This is a genomic window from Paraburkholderia sp. J7, from assembly GCF_905220155.1.
Taxonomy (GTDB): Bacteria; Pseudomonadota; Gammaproteobacteria; order Burkholderiales; family Burkholderiaceae; genus Paraburkholderia.
The window spans coordinates 258984-276124 of record NZ_CAJMYZ010000002.1 but is presented as its reverse complement, the minus strand read 5'-3'; the positions used below and the strand labels follow the sequence as shown (position 1 = coordinate 276124).

Genomic DNA, 17141 nt, shown 5'->3' with positions numbered 1-17141 from the left:
ATTCTATCGTCCGCCTGCTGATTTATAAATGACAATCGAAATGATTCGCATTCGTAATTTGGCGAGTCTTAAATCTTGAACGGGGTACGTGGGATGAATCGGGGATGGATCGGAAAGTCGTCGAACAACAGCAACATCGAAGCATGCGAGGCGAAGCGGATCAAGATGCGCACGATCACGGCGGTCGTGGCGCTCGCGATCGCGAAGATCGCCAGTGCGCAAACAGCGGTGGCGCCCGTGGCGGCGTCGGACGCCGCTGCGCAGCCGGGCCAGCAACTGCCGGCCGTCGTCGTGCAGGGCGCGCGTCAAAGCGAAACGGCCACGGGTCCGGTGGTGGGCTATGTGGCGAAGCGCAGCGAGACCGGCACCAAGACCGACACGCCGATCATCAAGGTGCCGCAGGCCATTTCGGTCGTCACGCGTGACCAGATGGACGTGCAGGGCGCGCAAAGCGTGGCGCAGGCGCTGCGCTACACCTCGGGCATCAACCCCGAACAACGCGGCACCAATACCGATTCGCTCGAATACCTCTACGCACGCGGTTTCCTCGTGGACGAATTCTGGAACGGCCTGCGCACGCCAGGCCCGAACGGCGGCTTCGGCTTCAACGTCACGAGCTTCGATCCGTACATGTTCGAGCGCATCGAACTGCTGCACGGTCCGGCTTCGGTGTTGTACGGCCAGGGCTCGCCCGGCGGCACGGTCAATCTCGTGAGCAAGATGCCGACCGACACGCCGTATCACGAAGTCGGCCTGGAAACCGGCAGCTATGGCCGCATCCAGGGCTTCTTCGATTTCAGCGGTCCGGTCGACAAGGACGGCACCGTGCTCTACCGCCTGACCGCCGACGGCTTCAACACCGGCACGCAAACCGACTACGTGAACCAGCAGCGCTTCTCGATTGCGCCGACCATCCAGTTCCGCCCGTCGAAGGACACGACGTTCACCGTCTTCGCGAACTATCAGGCGGACCCGGAAGCCGGCATCTACAACTCGGTGCCGTACACTTGGCAAAGCCGCAGCCTCAATCCGGGCGAGCCGACGTGGGACAGCTTCCGCAAAACGCAGATGTCGGTCGGCTATCAACTGGAGCACCGTATCGACGACGTGTGGTCGTTCAAGCAGAGCTATCGCTTCCTGCGCAACACGCAGACGATCCAGTACGTAGGCAACGACGGCTTCAAGACCGGCACCGACACGCTCGCGCGCACTGCATATCTGAACTACGGCAGCGTCAATTCGCACACTGTCGATAATCAGCTGAACGCGAAGTTCAATACGGGGCCGGTCAAGCAGAACGTCACGGTCGGCCTCGATTACCAGAACATGCAGTTCGACCATTACTTCTATGGCAACCTGACTTCCACGCCGGGCCTGCAGGAAAGCAACCCGATCTACGGCCAGACGATTCCCTATCCGAACTTCATGTTCTCGACGTCGAACGCCACGTCGATCAAACAGCTCGGCGCGTATGCGCAGGATCAGCTGGACATCGGCAAGTGGTCGTTCCTGCTCGGCATCCGTGAGGACTGGGCCAACGAAGACGTGACCTCGTACAAGACCGGCGCGACGACCACGCAGTTCAACCGCGCCTTCACGTGGCGCGCGGGTGGCGTGTACCAGTTCGACAACGGCGTGGCGCCGTACGTCAGCTATTCGCGCTCGTTCCAGCCGCAGGTCGGCACCACGTACAGCGGCGAGGCGTTCGCACCGCTCACGGCCGAGCAGTACGAAGTGGGCGTGAAGCTGCAGCCGAAGGGCTATAACAGCTTCGTCACGGTGTCGGCGTTCCATATCACCCAGAACAACGTGCAGACCAGCGACCCGCTCCACAGCGGCGCCAGCGTGCTGACGGGCCAGGTGCGTTCGCAGGGCTTCGAAGTGGAAGGCCACGCGAGCCTCTCGAACAACCTGCAGCTGATCGCGAGCTACACCTACACGAACCTGCTCAACACGAAAAGCAACACCGCGCTCGACAAGGTGCCGGTGGGCATTCCGCGCAACACGGCTTCGCTGTGGGCCGATTACAAGGTCTCCGCCGGACCGCTCGCGGGGCTGCTGTTCGGCGGCGGCGTGCGCTATATCGGCGGCTCGTATGGCGATACGGCGAACTCGTTCATGACCTCGTCGGCCACGCTCGTGGATCTCTCGCTGCGCTATGACCTTGGCCGCCGCTTCTCGAGCATGCAAGGCTGGACCACGTGGCTGAACGTGTCGAACCTGCTCGACCGCAAGTACTTCGCCTCCTGCACGGGCGCGAACTATTGCTACTGGGGGCAAGGCCGTCTGCTCACGGCGGGAGCGAAGTACCAGTGGTAACTCAGCCCTTCCTCTTTTCCGGTCTGATGCAATGAAACGCAGGACCTTGCTCGCCGCGCTGTTGGGCGGCGCTTGTCTGAACGTCGTCAGCCTCGGCGCGCGCGCGCGGACCACCGTGCCGCGCCGCGTGATCGTGCTCGACTGGGGCCTGGCGGAGCTGACGCTCGCGCTCGGCGTGGTGCCTGTGGGCATGGCGAACACGCCGGGTTTCCGGCGCAATTTCACGGCATGTCCGCTGCCCGATTCCGTGGTCGATCTGGGCCTGATGTTCCAGCCGAACATGGAACTGATGCTGGCGCTCAAGCCCGATCTCATCGTCATCACGCCCGCGCATGCGTCGCTGCGCGGCGCCCTCGAACGCCTGGCGCCTACCGTCACGCTCGGCCAGTTCCGCGCGAGCCCGACGCCGTATACGGACGCCTGCCGGGAGACGATGCGCCTCGCCCATCTGTTTGGCCGGGAGGCGCAAGGCGAAGCCGCCGTGGCGCAATCGCGGCGAGCGATCGCGCAGGCGCGCGCGCGGCTCGACGCGCTGCCCGCGTATGCGAACACAGGCGGCGCGCCCATCTACATGGCGCGCTTTATCGACGAATCGCGTCTGCGCGTGTTCGGCACGCATAGCCTGTTCGGCGAGTTGCTCGCGCAACTGGGCCTGCGCAACGCGTGGGGCGGCACGGCGGCTGCGGCCATGATCGGCTTCGATGCGCTCGACGCTAATACGCGCGCGACGCTCGTGTACGTGAAGCCGTTGCCCGCCATGACCGCGACGATGATGCAGACGAGCCGCGTCTGGCAGGCCATGCCGTTCGCGCGCACGGGCCGCACGACGGGCATGGCCGAGGTGCCGCCCGAGGGCGGCATTCTGAGCGCGGCGTACTTCGCGCATGCGCTCGTCGATGCGCTGGCTGCCGCGCAAACACCGGAGGCAGCATGAGGGACGCCATGACTACGCCCTTCGTGCCGCTGCGCCGCACGCCGCTATTGCCCGTTTGCGCGCTGTTCGCGCTCGCGGCGCTGTTGTTCGCGCTGCGCCTTGACGCCCGGCTCCCGCCCGCGTTGTGGTGGCAGGCGCTCGTCGCGCCCGAAAACACGAATGTGGCGCAACTGCTCGCGCACTACAGCGATTTTCCACGCGTTGCCGTCACGCTGCTATGCGGCGCGGCGCTCGGCCTCGCGGGCGTCGCGACGCAGCAGGTTCTGCGCAATCCGCTCGCCGAACCGATGACGCTCGGCGTCTTTTCGGGCGCGTGGCTCGCGCTCGCGCTCGCCACGGTCTACGCGCCTTTCCTGCTGGCGGGTGGCCGCGATGCGGTTGCGCTCGTGGGCGGCGCAGCGGCACTCGCCGCGGTGTTCGTGCTGGCGGCGCAGCGCGGCATGTCGCCGCTCGCGCTGATCCTCGCGGGCATGATCGTGAATCTTTGCGGCGGCGCGTTCTGTCTGGCGCTGGCGATCTCTCACTACGATCTGCTGAGCGGCCTGCTGGTGTGGGGCGGCGGCTCGTTCGCGCAGCACGACTGGCGCGTGGCGCTGGCGCTCGCGGCGCGCTTCGCGCCGTGCGCGCTGCTCTTGCTGCTGTTGCTGCGGCCAATGGCCGTGTTCGATCTCGGCGAAACGGTGGCGTCGAGCCTCGGCGTCTCGCTGCAGGCCACACGCGGCATCACGCTCGGGCTCACGCTGCTGATCGCCGCCTTCGTGGTGAGCGCTGTGGGCGTGATCGGCTTCGTCGGGCTCGCGGCACCCGCCGTTGCGCGGCTAGCCGGCGCGCGCCGCCTGCGCGAGCGTGTGATGTGGTCGCCGCTGATCGGCGCGGCGCTGCTATGGCTCGCCGATCAACTCGCGCAACTGTGTGCGGCACGTTTCGGCATGGCGATACCTACCGGCGCGATCACCACGCTGATCGGCGCGCCGCTTCTGCTCGCGATGCTGCGCCGCCTGCGCGGCCGCCCGGATCTCGCGCAAACGACCCCACACCCTGGCGCCCCGCTCTCGCCGCGCGGCCTGCGGCGCGTCGCATGCGCGAGCGCGCTGGCCTTGACGTGCGCGGCCGTGGTCTCGCTCACGCTCGGGCGCGGCCTCGCGGGCTGGCATCTGAGCCATGCCCATGAAGCCGAAGCGCTGCTGTTTCTGCGCCTGCCGCATGTCGCGGCGGCGGCCGGCGTGGGCGTGCTGCTCGCGCTCTCGGGCGGCATCGTGCAGCGCATGACCGGCAATCCGATGGCGAGTCCCGACTTGCTCGGCATCTCGGCGGGCGGGGCGCTCGGCTTGACGGGTGCACTCTTTCTTACCGCGCATCCGGGGCTGCCGACCTTCCTCCTGTGGTGCGCGGCCGGCTCGATGCTCACCCTGTGCGCGCTCGTGCTGATCTCGCGCGCCTCGTCGTTTTCGCCCGACACGCTGATTCTCGCGGGCATGACGCTGAGCGCAGCGTTCCAGGCCGTCTCCGTCATCACCATTTCGAGCGGCGATCCGCGCGTCATCATCCTCTACAACCTGCTGGCGGGCTCGACTTACAACGTCGGGCCGTGGATGGCCGCGCTGGTGGCGGCGTGCGCGCTGCTCGCGCTCGCGGCCGTGCCGCTGTGCCGCCGCTGGCTCGAAATCCTGCCGCTCGGCGATGCGGTTTCGGCGGGGCTTGGCGTGCGCATTGCCGGGGCGCGTTTCGGTCTCTTGATGCTGAGCGCGCTCTTGAGCGCGGTCGCGACGCTCGTGATCGGACCGCTCTCGTTTATCGGCCTGATGGCGCCTCACATGGCGCGCATGCTCGGCATTCGCCGCGCCATGCCCTTGCTGTATCTCAGCGCGGTGTTCGGCGCGACGCTGATGATCGGTTCGGACTGGCTCGGCCGCTGGGTGCTGTTTCCACAAGAAATGCCGGCTGGCGTGATGGCCACGCTGCTCGGCGGACTCTATTTGATCCTCACAATGTTCCGGCACCCGGCGCAAGACCGGTCCGGTTCCTGACGCACTGTCTCAGGGAAATTCATGTCCATGCTCTTGAAGCTCGCGCGCAATTCACGCTCGACCTTGTTCGTTGCGCTCGCTACCAGTCTCATCAGCGGCTTTGGCAATGCGGGCCTCGTCGCGCTCATCAACCAGGCGCTGTCGGCGTCCGTCGCGCAGCTCGCGCACCTCGGCTGGCAATTCGTCGTGCTCGGCGTGATCGTGCTCGCCACGCGCACGCTCTCGCAGACGCTCTTCATGGACCTCGGCCAGCGCGCCAAGGCGAGCCTGCGCATGCAGACGATCCGGCGGCTCGGCGACGCCTCGTTTCGCCATCTGGAGCAGCAAGGCGCGGCGCGCTCGCTCGCCGTACTCACGCAGGACCTCGACGCCATCGTCATGCTGTTCGTGCGCATGCCCGCGCTCGCCATGCAGAGCGCGGTCATCATCGGCTGTCTCGCCTATCTGAGCGTGCTGTCGTGGCAGATTCTGCTGGTGGCGATCGTGACGATCGGCATCGGTGCGGCGGGCTTTCGCGTTGCCAACGGCCGCGCGCTCTTTCACCTGCGCGCGTCGCGCCAGCGCGAGGACGATCTGGTGCGCCACTTTCGCGCGCTGTTCGACGGCGCCAAGGAACTCAAGCTGCATCGTCCGCGTCGCGCCGCTTTCATCAACGACACACTGTTCACCAACGTCGAAGCCGTGCGCGTGCAACGCACGCGCGGCTACGTGCTCTACGCGGCGGCGGCGAGCTGGGGCAGCTTCATCCTGTTTGCGTTCATCGGCATGACGCTATTCGTGGTCGTACGCGTTTTGCCCGTGAATACGCACGTGATGTCGGGTTACGCGATGGTGTTTCTCTACATGATCATGCCGATCGAGTCGCTGCTCTCGGCGATTCCGAACATCAGCACCGCGCGTGTGGCGCTGGAGCGTATCGAGGCTGTGAACGCCGAACTGCCGCTCGAAAACGGACTCGATGCGCCGGTAGAGGGCGCCTTCGAAAGCATCGCGCTCGACAGCGTCACGCATCGTTACTTCCGCGAAAAAGAGAATGAAGTGTTCACGCTCGGACCGGTCAACCTCGCGTTCAAACCGGGCGAACTGGTCTATCTGATCGGCGGCAACGGCAGCGGCAAGACCACGCTCGCGAAGATGATCGTGGGGCTTTACACGCCCGAAAGCGGACGCATCGTGCTCAACGGCGCAAGCGTGAACGACGCCGATCGCGACAGTTATCGACAGCTGTTTTCGGTGGTGTTCAGCGACTTTTTCCTGTTCGACAGCCTGCTTGGCATCCGCTTTGACGGGCTCGATCAAACGGCGCGAGACCTGCTCGTGCATCTGCAACTCGATCACAAGGTTAGCGTCGAGGACGGCGCGTTCTCCACGCTCGAACTTTCGCAAGGCCAGCGCAAGCGCCTCGCGCTGCTGGTGGCGTATCTGGAAGACCGGCCGTTCTACCTGTTCGACGAATGGGCCGCCGATCAGGACCCGCTCTTCAAGGACGTGTTCTATCGCAAGCTGTTGCCCGAGTTGAGGGCGAAGGGCAAGACCGTATTGGTCATCACGCACGACGACCGATATTTCCATCTCGCCGATCGTTATATCAAGCTCGACTATGGCCAGATCGTGGAAACTGGTGCGGGTGCGGATTTGAGCACGCGCTACACGGGAGCAGGAAAAGACACGGATGTACCGCTCGTTGATCAGTCATGCCAATCAATACCGATGAACAATCGCTGTCGAGTATCTTGCCAATGAACTCTCCAACGCCTTTGCCGACGAATTCGCCCATGAAGCTTTCGCACGAGAAGACGCTGCACGAAGCGCTACCCGTTCACCGTGCCGCGCGTGCGCACGATTGCGAGGCGCAGGCGCTTTTCACCCTGGAAGACGTCTCGTTCGACGTGGGTGGCCGCACGCTGCTCAAGCCCTTGTCGCTCACGCTCGCGAAGCGCCGGATGTATGGCCTGATCGGCCATAACGGCTCGGGCAAATCGACGCTCGTGAAGCTGCTCGCGCGTCAGCAGCAGCCCGGCGCGGGCACGCTCACGTTCGCGGGCCGGCCGCTCGCGCAGTGGGAAAGCCGTGCGTTCGCGCGCAAGGTCGCTTATCTGCCGCAACAACTGCCCGCCGCGGACGGCATGAGCGTTCGCGAACTCGTCGCTCTCGGACGATATCCGTGGCACGGCGCGCTCGGCCGCTTTTCGCGCACCGATGCGCAGAAAGTGCTGGAAGCCATGGAGCAGACCGACATGGTGCGATTCGCCGATCGCGCCGTGGACAGCCTTTCCGGCGGCGAACGCCAGCGCGCGTGGCTTGCGATGCTGGTCGCGCAGGACAGCGATTGGCTGCTGCTCGACGAACCGATTTCCGCGCTCGACATCGCGCACCAGATCGAGGTGCTGGCGCTCGTGCGGCGGCTGAGCGAGGAGCGCGGCATCGGCGTGATCGTGGTGCTGCACGACATCAACATGGCGGGCCGCTTCTGTGACGAACTCATCGCACTCAAGGGCGGCAGCCTGCTCACCCATGGGCCGTCCGCCGAGCTGATGCGAGCCGACACGCTGAGCGCGATCTACGGCATTCCGATGGGCACCGTTGCGCATCCGGACGGCGGCACGCCGATCAGCTTCGCGCGTTGATGCGGCAATGCGCGAAGGCCCTCTCCTGAAAAAAACGCCGGGCTAAAAGCCCGGCGCGAAGTTCGCAGGAGAGGCAAGAGGGCCCGGCGCTCCCACGACGTGTAGGGCGCCCATTGTCGTTGCGATTGGCCCGGCGCGCCGTGACCAAAGTCAAAGACCGTGGCACCGCCACGCCGCGTTAGCCGTCGCGGAAGATAAAGCTGTACGCGCTCAAAGCCGGCACGCCGCCCAGATGCGCATACAGCACCTTCGACCCCGGCTCGAATTCGCCGCGGCGCACCTTGTCGATCATGCCGTGCATCGACTTGCCCTCGTACACGGGATCGGTGAGCATGCCCTCCAGCCGCGCGCACAAACGAATCGCCTCCAGCGTCCCTTCGTTCGGCAAGCCGTATTCCGGGCCCGCATAACGCGTGTCGAGAATCACGTCTTTTTCGCCGATGTCGCGGTTGAGATCGACGAGCCCAGCCGTATGACGCGCAATGCGCGTGATTTGCGCGTGAGTCTTCTCCGGCGTAGCCGAAGCGTCGATGCCAATCACACGATCTGCACGGCCATTTGCCGCGAAGCCGACCACCATGCCGGCCTGCGTGCTGCCTGTCACCGAACACACGACGATGTAGTCGAACTTGAAGCCCAGTTCAGCCTCCTGCGCCCGCACTTCCTCGGCAAAGCCCACGAAGCCGAGTCCGCCGAGCGGGTGCTCCGAGCAGCCCGCCGGTATCGCATACGGCTTGCCGCCAGCCGCGCGCACGCTCTCGAGCGCTTCCTCCCAACTCGGTCGAATGCCGATGTCGAAGCCGTCCGGCACGAGCCGCACGTCTGCGCCCATCATGCGCGACATCTGGATGTTGCCAACCCGGTCGTAGACAGCGTCGGAGTAGTTGACCCAGTTCTCCTGAACCAGCACGCACTTCATGCCGAGATGCGCGGCGACGGCCGCAACCTGACGCGTCTGGTTCGACTGGATGCCGCCAATCGAAACCAGCGTGTCGCAGCCTTGCGCAAGCGCGTCGGGAATCAGGTATTCGAGCTTGCGCGTCTTGTTGCCGCCGAAGGCGAGTCCGCTATTGCAGTCCTCGCGCTTCGCGTATAGCTCCACCTTGCCGCCGAGATGCTGGCTCAGGCGCTTGAGCGGCTGGATGGGTGTGGGTCCGAACGTCAGTGGATAACGGGGGAAGCGCTGGAGGTTCATCGACTCTCTCCGGAAGGTCGGCTCATGCGAAACGGGATCAACGGTCGGAACAGGCCATCGCGTGGGCCATCCGATGGAGAAATGTTAGGCGTCTTGCCACGAAATGAGCTTGCTAAAAAAATATCGTCGACCTACGTTTAAAGCGATCTTCCCCGCTTTCAGACACTTTTAGTTTGCAAAACGATCGAATGACGCAATGAAATTAACCCGGCAATCTCCCGCTACGCCCGATAGCCCGCCCTCGATCGCATCGATCGCGCGATCCTCAGGCATTTGCAGCAGGACGCTTCCATTTCGAACGTCAGCCTCGCAGCCAAGGTGAAGCTCAGTGCGCCCGCGTGCCTGTGGCGTGTGGAACGACTCAAGGAGTTGGGACTGATACGCGGGATCGTCGCCTTGCTCGATCCGAAGGCGCTCGGCGCGGGCATGCTGGTCGTGATCGGCTTTGTGCTCGACCGCTCGACGCCCGAAGCGTTCGCCGCATTCGAGAAAGCGGCGCAGAAGGTCTCAGGCTGCGTGGAATGCCACGTCGTGACCGGCGAATTCGACTACTTCATGCTGGTGCGCACGCGTGATAACGAAAGCTTCAACCAGTTGCATGCGGAGCAGTTGCTGTACTTGCCGGGCGTGCGGCAGGTCCGCAGCTTCATGGTGCTCAAGGAGATTCTTTCGACGCATGCATTGCCGCTATGACGGCAGACGCGCGAATGCGATCCTGTGCAAAGGATGCGTGAGTCTCGGCGCAACGTGGGGATGTGAATCAGGATGATGCAGCAACCTGCCTGCTGCAATGTGACCGAAGGCCACGCGTTCTGTTGGTGGAGGTAAGCGGGATCGAACCGCTGACCTCTTGCATGCCATGCAAGCGCTCTCCCAGCTGAGCTATACCCCCATTCAGAACGGCTTCTGCGCCAGTGGGATGACGCAGAATCGAACACAGTCAGCTAATGGACCTGCCCGAAGAGCGGCGATTATATACGCCGCCCGTGCAACCTCGCAAGCACTCCGAGGAACACCGTGCGAGACGTGACGTGTTCTCCATCGCCGCCCCTCGTCCGCTGACGGCTTGCTATGTTGGAGTCCTGATCATTTCCGCGCCAAAGCAAAAAGCCGGCTTAAAAGCCGGCTTTTTCGCCTTATTCGCAGCGCAAGCGCGCGAACCTGATTTCTGGTGCCGACGGCGAGACTCGAACTCGCACAGCTTTCGCCACTACCCCCTCAAGATAGCGTGTCTACCAATTTCACCACGTCGGCATTCCAATACAACCCGGGACTTTCGATCCCGTTTCCTCTTGCCTCTTGGGCTCGAAGGGTCGCCATTGTATCGACTCGTCGCGCATTTTTGAAGACCCTGCGCGAAGTTTTTTTAAAGCGCTGCACCCACGCTTAAAACTCGAGCGTTGAAGTCAGTTCGAGTGTGCGTCCGAGTCCCACGCCCAACTGATTCGACCCCGCTGCACTCCAGTAGCGCCGGTTGGCGGCATTCTCCAGATTCGCTTGCACCGAAACGCGTTTGCCGTACACGCGCGTCGCGTAGCGCACGCCCGCGGTCAACAGCGTATAGCCGCCGATCTGCGCCTGATTCGCGTTGTTCACCTGGCGCGGCCCCACATAGTAGATGCCGCCGTTCACCGAAAGACCCGCCAGCACCGGCACACGATATTCAGCGAACAGACTCGCCGTGACGTGCGGCGTATTCTCGGGCGTCTTGCCAACGAGCGTCGGGTCGGAGGAATCGATCTGCGTCGCGTCGAGATAGACGGCCGATGCCGTGACCGAGACGTCCTTCGTCACATCGCCCTGCACTGAAAACTCTACGCCGCGGTAACGCGCGTTGCCGTCCATCACATAGACGTTGTCGGCATTCGTTTCTGCGCTGGCCTGCTTGAGGTTGAAAAGCGCAAGCGATACGAGCGTGTTGCCGGCAAGGCGCGTGCGCACGCCCACTTCCTGCTGCCGGCTCACCGCCGCGGGCAGGATCTGGTTCGCGTTGACCGCCGTGGCCGGCGCGCTGCCCGCCGATTCGAGCGCTTCGACATAGCTCGCGTAGACGCTTGTCTGCGGCGTAATGCGGTAGGTAATGCTCCCCGAAGGCGAGGTGTGGTTGATGTCGGAGCTTGGCGTACCGGCTTGCGAAGTCATGTACTCGGAGCGGCGCACGCCGGCCACGACCTGCAAACGCGGCGTGATGTCGATCTGGTCGAATACATAGATGCCGCTGTTGCGCACATGCTGCGCGTAGAACTGCCGCGCGCTGCCGCTTTGCTTGAGCGTCGTGATGTCGATGGGATCGTAGAGGTTCTGCGCCGCCGTGTACGTGTACGTCGTGAAGTCCGGCTGAAACAGCCAGTTCTGCACGACACCTGTGGTGACCGTATGCGTGAAAGGCCCGGTTTTGAAGTCCCCGTTCACTTCGAGGCGCACGTTCTTGTTCTCGTACATCTGCCCGAACTGCTGGCTGCCTTGCAGCGTGCCCGCGCCGGTCGCGACGTCGTACTTCTGGAACACCCAGGCCCAGCGGTCGCGCCGCGTGATCGACTGGCCGAGCGAGAGCATCGCGCTCCAGTGGTCGTTGAACGCATAGTCGGCACGCACGAGCTGCGATGTCGCGCTCGCCCTGGTCGGCCGGTCGTTCGGCACGAGCAGCTTCGAGGGGTCGGGCATGGCCGGCAGCGTGATCTTGCCGTTCACGGCGGTAAGCGGCGCAATGCCGGCCTGCTCGACAATGCTCGTTTCGATGTGCTCGAGATCGTATTGCAGCTTGAGCTTGTCGTTCACGCGCCAGTCGAGCGCCGCGCTCACGAACTTGCGGTAGCCGCGGTCGCCGTCAATGGGTGTTTCGACGTGCTCATCCATCGCGTTCACGCGGATGCCGAACTGGTCGCTCGGGCCGAAGCGGCGCGCGATGTCGGCGGCGGCGCCGATCGAACCGTTCGAGTCGCCGAGCACCGAAATGCTCGTGACAGGCTCGCTGCCCGCGCGCTTGAGCACCATGTTGATGATGCCCGCCGGCGCGCCAAAGCCGTAGTACAGCGCAGACGCCCCCTTGAGCACTTCCACGCGCTCCTTGTTCTGCATCGGCATCCAGATGTTGTTGTCGATGGGCAGCAGGCCGTCGAGATAGAAGCTCGAGCGGTTGTCGAGCGGAATGCCGCGCACCGAGAGGTTGTCGTACGCGAGTCCGTTGAGCTGCTGGCGCGTTACGCCTGCGACGTTGCGCAGCGCGTCGTAGAGGCCGGTGTCGCCCTGGGCGTCCATGACCGAGCGCGTGACGACGTTCACCGTGGCCGGCACATCGAGCGCGTCCATGCCACGGTATTGCCCGGTCTCGACGGTTTGCGGCGCGTAGCCCTGAGTCTTGCTGCTCGTGATCTTGACGGGCGCGAGCTGGGTGGCGGCGTCGGCAGCCGCGGCCGATTGTGCTGTTGCGCTTGCCGTGTCGGTGTCGGCGTCGGCTGCGCGCGCCGCGTGTGCGATGCCAGCCACGCCCGCCGCCAGCGTGGAGTTGATGAGCGCGTGCGCGCAGATCCTGCGCCATTGTTGCGTGCGCGTGCGCGATGTGCGCTTCCCCGAAGCCATGCTTTCCCTTCTTCTTTGCGTTCAACCGGCGCTGTCCGGGGCGAGCAGCCATCCGGCCCCGATCAGCGAAAGAGCCGAGATGATAATGGGAATTATTCTTATTTCAATAGATGAGCTTACATCCTGTCGGGGAAATGCAACAGCGATGTATGGACGGCGTAAGCGTGCTCAGCGGCCGGCAACAGGCCCGCGCCGGCTCTTTTTTGCGGGCGCGCGCATGGCGTCGGCGTGTTCGCGGATCGTTTCGATCAGCGCCCGCAGTCCCGCTGGCGCGTGCCGCCGGCCGGGGTAGTAGAGGCAGAGGCCGTCAAGCGGCGGCGTCCAGTCTTCGAGCACGCGCACGAGCGTGCCTGCCGCCAGGTCGGCGCTTACGTTCCATTCAGTCAGATACGCGAGGCCGAGTCCGTCGCGCGCGGCCGCGAGCATGAGACCCGGCTCGTCGAGCGTCAACGCGCCCTCCACGTCCACGCGCACGGCCTGAGCGCGCCGCTCGAACTCCCATTGGTAGATTTGTCCGCTAGGCATGCGGCTGCGTATGCAACGATGCGACTTCAGATCGGCGGGCGTGCGTGGCGCCTTATGTTTCGCAAAATAGTCCGGACTGCCAACCACAGCGAATCGCTGACGGTCGCCGAACGGCACGGCGATCATGTCCTGCGGCACGATTTCGGCCAGACGTATGCCGGCGTCGTAGCCTTCGACCACGATGTCGATGAGCCGCCCTTGCGTGACGAGATCGAGCTTCATCTCCGGATAACGCTGCAGGTAGGCGATGAGAACGGGCATGACCTGCTTCGCCGCGCCAACCGAAGCATTGATGCGCAACGTGCCCGAGGGCGTATCGCGAAAGCTGCCCGCCTGGTCGAGCGCCTCGCGGATCGTGGACAACGCGGGCGCGACGCTGCCCACGAACTGCGTGCCCGCTTCGGTCAACGCCACGCTGCGCGTGGTGCGATTGAAGAGCCGCACGCCAATGCGCGCTTCGAGCGCCGCCACCGCGTGACTGAGCGCCGAGGTCGACACGCTCAGTTCGTCCGCCGCCGCACGAAAGCTGCGATGGCGCGCCACGGCCAGCACGGCTTCGAGTTCCACCAGGCCCGATGTTTTCATTATCCCAAATCGCTCAACAGGTCATGCGCCATTGTACGGCTAGTCAACGCAATGCCGAGCGTCTATCTTGCTCTCATCGACTCACGTTTTCTGGAGCAGCCATGCAGATCATCGACAAGATCTATATCGACGGCGCGTTCGTCACGCCACACGGCGAGGCGTATTTCGACCTCTTCAACCCCGCGACCGAGGCCGTGATCGGCCGCGTGCGACTGGCCGATGCGGCCGACGCGGACGCGGCCGTCGCCGCCGCGAAACGCGCGTTCCCGGCGTTTTCGCGCACCACGAAGGCGCAGCGCATCGAGATGCTCATGGCGCTGCACGAGGCCGTCGTCGCGCGCGAAGACGCGCTCTTCGAAGCGATCGTGCAAGAGTACGGCGCGCCGGTCTCGCGCGGCCGGTGGATGGCCCAGCACGCCTCCAATGTGCTCAGCGACGCCGCGAAGACGCTGGAAAACTATGCGTTCACGCGGCGCGCGGGCACGGCCGAGGTCACCATGCAGCCGCTGGGCGTAGCCGGGCTGATTACGCCCTGGAACAGCGACGCGGGCTTCATCTGCGGCAAGCTCGCCGCCGCGCTCGCCGCGGGCTGCACGGCCGTCATCAAGCCAAGCGAGATGAGCGCGATCCAGACGCGCATCGTGACCGAGGCGCTGCATTCGGCGGGCCTGCCTGCGGGCCTTTTCAACATCGTCACGGGCCGCGGCGACACCGTGGGCGCGCGCATCGCGGAGCATCCCGACGTCGCCAAGATTTCGTTCACGGGCTCGACTGTGGTCGGCAAGACGATCTTGCGCACGGCGGCTGAAACGCTCAAGCGCGTGACGCTCGAACTGGGCGGCAAGTCGCCCGTCATCGTGCTGGACGACGCGAATTTCGACGAAGCCGTGCCGCTTGCGCTGCAGGCCGGTTTCATGAACAGCGGACAGGCGTGCATTGCGGGCACGCGCATTCTGGTGCCGCAGTCGCGGCTCGTCGAGTTCGAAGCCAGCGTTGCGAAGGCCGTGGCGCAGATTCAATCGGGCGATCCGCGCGACACGCGCACGAGCGTCGGCCCGATGGTGAGCCAGAAGCAATGGGAGCGCGTGCAGCGGTATATCCGCATCGGCATCGACGAAGGCGCACGCCTTATTGCGGGCGGCCCGCAGCGGCCCGACGGCGTGGAGTCGGGCTGGTTCGTGCGTCCCACGGTGTTCAGCGGCGTGACGAACGACATGACGATTGCGCGCGAGGAGATTTTCGGGCCGGTGCTTTCGATCATCGCGTATCGCGACACCGATCAGGCCATCGAAATCGCGAACGATACGCCGTATGGCCTGCAAGCCTACGTGCTCTCGCCCGATATCGAGCGTGCGCGCGGCGTGGCCGCGCAGATCGAAGCCGGCCGCGTGCTCGTCAACACGCTCGCGCATGAACCGGCCGCGCCGTTCGGCGGCTTCAAGCAGTCGGGAATCGGGCGCGAGTACGGCACTTTCGGGATCGAAGCGTTTCTCGAACCGAAGTCCACGCTCGGCGTGCTTTGATGCGCCGCTAGCCGCGCAAAAATGCAAACGCCCCGGTTGTGCTGCTAACCGGGGCGTTCGAACTGCGCTTTAGCGCGCTACATCAGAAGGTCTGCCAGTCGTCGTCGGACGTGGCCGTTGCCGGCTCGCGGCGGTCCGCATTCGGAGCGGGCGCAGCGGGGGCACGCGCGGGCGCGGGCCTCGAAGGTGCGGGTCGCTTGACCGCTGCACTCGCAACGACATTCGCCGCCGGCGCGAGGCTCGCCGTTGCAGTGCGCCCCGCCGAGCCGATATTGAACACGGAAACCATCTCGCGCAACGCCGTGGCCTGCGAGGACATCGACTGCGCCGCCGCCGACGCCTCCTCGACGAGCGCCGCATTCTGCTGCGTGACTTCGTCCATCTGCGTGACGGCCTGGTTGACCTGCTCGATGCCGGTGCGCTGCTCGCCCGATGCGGCCGAAATCTCGTTCATGAGGTCGGCCACACGCTTGACCGATTGCACGATCTCGCCCATCGTGCGGCCCGCGTCGTCCACGAGCGCCGTGCCGTTGTTCACGCGCTCGACCGACACGCTAATGAGTTCCTTGATTTCGCGCGCCGCCGTCGCGCTGCGCTGCGCGAGCGTGCGCACCTCGCCCGCCACGACCGCGAAGCCGCGGCCCTGTTCACCGGCTCGCGCCGCTTCCACGGCGGCGTTGAGCGCCAGGATGTTGGTCTGGAACGCAATGCCTTCGATCACCGAGATGATCTGCGCGACCTGTTCGGAGCTGTTCGCGATATCGCGCATCGTATCGACCACGCGACCTACCACTTCGCCGCCGCGCGTGGCCGTTTGCGAGGCCTGACCCGCCAGCGTGTTGCCCTGCGTCGCGTTGTCGGCGTTCTGCTTGACCGTTGCCGTGAGCTCTTCCATGCTCGCCGCCGTTTCTTCGAGCGATGCGGCCTGTTCTTCGGTGCGCTGGCTCAGGTCGGTGTTGCCCGCCGCAATCTGGGCGGAAGCCGTCGCGATGCCCTCGCTGCCGGTGCGCACACGGCCCACCAGGTCGACCAGGCGCTCGTTCATGTGACGCAGCGCGCCGAGCAACTGAGCGGCCTCGTCGCTGCCGTCCACCTGGATGCGCGCGGTCAGGTCGCCACGCGCCACCGTCTCTGCCACTTCCACGGCCCGAGCAATCGGGCCCGTGATCGAACGTGTGATGAAGAGCGCAATCGTGGCGCCAAAGCCAATGGCGATCACGATCAGCACGATGGTCCAGGCGAACGCACTGTGGTACGCGTCCTTCGCCATGGCGACTTCGGCGGTCGAGCCATTGTGATTGAGGGTCACGTCCTGGTTGATGAGGTCCATCAGCGCCTGGAACGACTTCGCCGATGTGGTCGAAACCGCGGCGCGCGCGTCGGCCGCTCCGCCGTCTGCGGACATGGCGAGGGCATCGATCTTCTTGTCGTCGTCGAGATACTGCGACCACGCGGTGCCGATCGAATCGGCCACGCGGCGCTCTTCGGCCGAGGAGACCAGCTTCGAATAGCCGTCGAACGTCGAGCCGAACTGGCTGACCATCTGGGCGTGCTGATCGTGCAGCGCGGCCTTCTCGCTAGCGTCGCCGGAGATCAGCATGCGCAGCGACGTGCGGCGCACGTCCTGCGCCTGATTACGCAGATTGCCTAGCGTCTCGATGCTAGGCAGCCAGTTCATGCCGATTTGCTGCGTGCCGTCGAATATGCGCGATGCTTGAAGGAGCCCGGTCCCGCCCACTGCGCCGAGCAGGAGCAACACAATGGCAAAGCCCGCGCCGAGACGCGGGCCGATTTTGATTCTGGTAAGGAATGACATGGGGACGCCGT

The 17141-nt window shown here is 64.7% G+C and carries 11 protein-coding genes and 2 tRNA genes; 7 read left to right on the top strand and 6 right to left on the bottom strand.

The window, feature by feature from the left end; translation table 11 throughout:
* Nucleotides 1-93: 93 nt before the first annotated feature.
* From U5A58_RS04345 to U5A58_RS04325, 5 genes are read left to right on the top strand one after another with little or no spacing between them, the layout of a single operon-like run.
* The gene (locus U5A58_RS04345) at nucleotides 94-2319 is read left to right on the top strand and encodes a TonB-dependent siderophore receptor (RefSeq protein ID WP_321960436.1); all 2226 of its coding nucleotides are present in this window, start codon (nucleotides 94-96) and stop codon (nucleotides 2317-2319) included.
* A gap of 31 nt (nucleotides 2320-2350) precedes the next feature.
* Nucleotides 2351-3253 (top strand): iron-siderophore ABC transporter substrate-binding protein, encoded by a 903-nt coding sequence (locus U5A58_RS04340; protein WP_321960435.1) that lies wholly within the window; start codon nucleotides 2351-2353, stop codon nucleotides 3251-3253.
* 8 nt (nucleotides 3254-3261) lie between these two features.
* Nucleotides 3262-5280: a Fe(3+)-hydroxamate ABC transporter permease FhuB gene (gene fhuB / locus U5A58_RS04335; RefSeq protein ID WP_321960434.1), complete on the top strand. Its 2019-nt coding sequence runs from the start codon at nucleotides 3262-3264 to the stop codon at nucleotides 5278-5280.
* Nucleotides 5281-5301: 21 nt separating this feature from the next.
* Nucleotides 5302-7023, top strand: coding sequence for a cyclic peptide export ABC transporter (locus tag U5A58_RS04330; protein ID WP_321960433.1), 1722 nt, complete (start codon nucleotides 5302-5304; stop codon nucleotides 7021-7023).
* 32 nt (nucleotides 7024-7055) lie between these two features.
* On the top strand, nucleotides 7056-7907 hold the full coding sequence (locus tag U5A58_RS04325) for an ATP-binding cassette domain-containing protein (RefSeq protein WP_321960432.1): 852 nt from the start codon (nucleotides 7056-7058) through the stop codon (nucleotides 7905-7907).
* Nucleotides 7908-8085: 178 nt separating this feature from the next.
* Here the strand turns inward: U5A58_RS04325 and U5A58_RS04320 are convergent, their stop codons facing one another.
* On the bottom strand, nucleotides 8086-9102 hold the full coding sequence (locus U5A58_RS04320) for a 1-aminocyclopropane-1-carboxylate deaminase (protein ID WP_321960431.1): 1017 nt from the start codon (nucleotides 9100-9102) through the stop codon (nucleotides 8086-8088).
* A 249-nt stretch (nucleotides 9103-9351) separates the two neighbouring features.
* Here U5A58_RS04320 and U5A58_RS04315 point away from each other — a divergent pair, with 249 nt between their 5' ends.
* On the top strand, nucleotides 9352-9795 hold the full coding sequence (locus tag U5A58_RS04315; protein ID WP_321960624.1) for an Lrp/AsnC family transcriptional regulator: 444 nt from the start codon (nucleotides 9352-9354) through the stop codon (nucleotides 9793-9795).
* A 123-nt stretch (nucleotides 9796-9918) separates the two neighbouring features.
* Here the strand turns inward: U5A58_RS04315 and U5A58_RS04310 are convergent.
* The 4 genes from U5A58_RS04310 to U5A58_RS04295 form a co-directional block, all read right to left on the bottom strand.
* Nucleotides 9919-9994: transfer RNA gene (locus U5A58_RS04310), tRNA-Ala, on the bottom strand.
* Nucleotides 9995-10271: 277 nt separating this feature from the next.
* Nucleotides 10272-10356, bottom strand: a tRNA-Leu gene (locus tag U5A58_RS04305).
* 132 nt (nucleotides 10357-10488) lie between these two features.
* On the bottom strand, nucleotides 10489-12681 hold the full coding sequence (locus U5A58_RS04300) for a TonB-dependent siderophore receptor (RefSeq protein ID WP_321960430.1): 2193 nt from the start codon (nucleotides 12679-12681) through the stop codon (nucleotides 10489-10491).
* A gap of 168 nt (nucleotides 12682-12849) precedes the next feature.
* The gene (locus U5A58_RS04295; RefSeq protein ID WP_321960429.1) at nucleotides 12850-13791 is read right to left on the bottom strand and encodes a LysR family transcriptional regulator; all 942 of its coding nucleotides are present in this window, start codon (nucleotides 13789-13791) and stop codon (nucleotides 12850-12852) included.
* Between the two features lie 101 nt (nucleotides 13792-13892).
* Between U5A58_RS04295 and U5A58_RS04290 the strand changes: the two genes are divergently transcribed.
* A complete protein-coding gene (locus U5A58_RS04290; protein ID WP_321960428.1) occupies nucleotides 13893-15314 on the top strand; it encodes an aldehyde dehydrogenase family protein in 1422 nt (473 codons plus the stop codon).
* A gap of 82 nt (nucleotides 15315-15396) precedes the next feature.
* On the opposite strand, the gene U5A58_RS04285 is transcribed toward U5A58_RS04290, so the two are convergent.
* Nucleotides 15397-17130: a methyl-accepting chemotaxis protein gene (locus U5A58_RS04285; RefSeq protein WP_321960427.1), complete on the bottom strand. Its 1734-nt coding sequence runs from the start codon at nucleotides 17128-17130 to the stop codon at nucleotides 15397-15399.
* Between the last annotated feature and the right edge of the window lie 11 nt (nucleotides 17131-17141).